At 58.5% G+C, this 207-nt stretch carries 1 protein-coding gene; it reads left to right on the forward strand.

Annotated features, from left to right (window positions below):
• A partial coding sequence (locus tag AAC147_RS11620; RefSeq protein ID WP_047686653.1) for an AMP-binding protein occupies positions 1-207 on the forward strand: 207 nt, incomplete at both ends.

The raw sequence follows: 207 nt of genomic DNA on the forward strand, positions 1-207 counted from the left end.
AACTGTCGCGCTAACCGTCTGGCGCACCACCTGATTGAATTAGGCGTACGGCCCGATGACCGGGTAGCAATTTGTACTGAACGCAGCCCGGCAATGGTGGTAGGTTTACTGGCTATCCTCAAAGCCGGCGGCGCCTATGTACCACTCGATCCGGCTTATCCGGCTGAGCGGCTGGCGTATATGCTGGAAGATGCTGCTCCCGTGGTG

The sequence above is a fragment of the Xenorhabdus sp. NBAII XenSa04 genome (assembly GCF_963866145.1).
Taxonomy (GTDB): domain Bacteria; phylum Pseudomonadota; class Gammaproteobacteria; order Enterobacterales; family Enterobacteriaceae; genus Xenorhabdus; species Xenorhabdus indica.